This is a genomic window from Paratractidigestivibacter sp., from assembly GCF_052362415.1.
Classification (GTDB): domain Bacteria; phylum Actinomycetota; class Coriobacteriia; order Coriobacteriales; family Atopobiaceae; genus Paratractidigestivibacter.
Window position 1 is genome coordinate 1 of the sequence record NZ_DAWEMK010000153.1, and the last position, 1,602, is coordinate 1,602.

1 protein-coding gene is annotated in these 1,602 nt (G+C 68.4%); it reads right to left on the reverse strand.

All coding sequences use genetic code 11. The features are described 5' to 3' along the window. On the reverse strand, positions 1 to 1,068 hold a 1,068-nt coding region (locus ACT84W_RS10195; RefSeq protein ID WP_444329131.1), incomplete at its 3' end, for an IS110 family transposase. Between the last annotated feature and the right edge of the window lie 534 nt (positions 1,069 to 1,602).

The following is a 1,602-nucleotide window of genomic DNA, read 5'->3' on the forward strand; positions in this document are numbered from 1 at the left end:
CTTCGCGAGCTCGGGGCCTTCCGGCGCGGCGCCGTCGGGGTTCGGGTCCATGAGCACGCGGTACACCTCCCGCGCTATGTAGCGCTTCAGGCAGCGGACCGCCTCCCGCCGGGACTTCCCCTCGGAGGTCCGCCTCGCCACGTACCTCCTCGTCCTCTCGTCGTACGCCATGCGCTTGATCGCGATCTCGTAGAGCGCCCAGTTCGCCTGCCGGTTGCCGCCGCGGTTGAGCCTGTGCCGGTCCGTCTTCCCGCTCGACGCGGGGATCGGGGAGGCGCCGCACATCATCGAGAACGCCGCCTCGCCCTTCAGCCTGCCGGGGTTGTCGCCGGCGGCCACGACCAGGGCGGCGGCGGTCGTGGTGCCGCAGCCCTCGACGCCGAGCAGCGCGGGCGCGTTCGCCTCCAGCAGCGCGCGGATGCGCTCGTCGAGGGACTCGACCTGGCTGCGGGCCTCCTTCCAGACCGCCGCGACGGACCGCAGCGAGGCCAGCACGCTCTCCTCGAGCGCGTCGCCCGCCTTCCTCCCGCGCGCGAGCAGCGGCATGAGGTCCTTCGGCCGCTCGCGGCCCCTGAACCGCTCCCTCAGGGCGCCCGGGGCCGTCGTGAGCATCGACTTCGCGCAGGCCACGCAGGACGTGGACGTCGCGACGGCCAGCCTGCGCGCGACGTAGAGCTGGCGCACCGCCTCGACCCAGCCGTCCTGCGACTTCGGCACGGAGCAGCCCCTCCCGGACGCCGCCTTGCGCGCCGCGCGCTCGGCGTCCAGCGGGTCGCTCTTCCCCTCGCCGGGCCTCGCCTTGTCCCTCTTGGGCCTGAGCACCTCGACCACGTTGTACCCGAGCTCCGCGAGCCTCCTCGTCAGCCCGGCCCCGTACGACGCCGTGCCCTCGACGCCGACGACAGCGCAGCTCCCCGGGTCGCCTATCGTCTCCGCCAGCCTGTCGTAGCCCTCGGGGTCGGCCCCGAAGCTCCCGCTCCAGATCTTCCTCCCGAGGCCGTCGAGCAGGCACAGGACATGCACGTCCTTGTGCGTGTCGACGCCCGCGATGACCGTTTCGCCTTCCATTTTCGCTCCCCTCGGTCTGCCGCCTGCTCCGCGCCCGGGTCTCCCAGACATTGCACTGACGGGAGCGCTACAATCCAATTGGCTTGTCCGATTGTCCGCGCTCATGCTCCTATTAGGTCATGGCAGGACTCCGGGACGCGGATGCCGGGGCGAGACAGGTCGGATTTGAGGACGGCCGAAGAGGCGTCAGCAGGTCAGTGGGTCATCGTCCCGGCATTCAGCATCAGGGTAGCGCTGCGACGCGGAAATCGCGCGCCGTTGCCGCGCCCCGCAGTGCCCGCTTCCCCCGAGAACAATTATCAGTGCAGGTCGTGGAAGGGCAAGACCGAGGTCTGGTCCCCAGATCTCCGTCTTGCCCCGCACTTCCGGATAGACGCAAAATAGGGGCGTTACTGCGCCTGGCGTGGACCGTTATATAGAGTTGCCAATTGGCAACAAGACGAATATAGTTAGCATTATGCTAACTAAGGGGTGGTTATGAATCGAACCAAGCTCCGACCGACATATTCACTTGACGAAGCGAAGTCTTTGGCT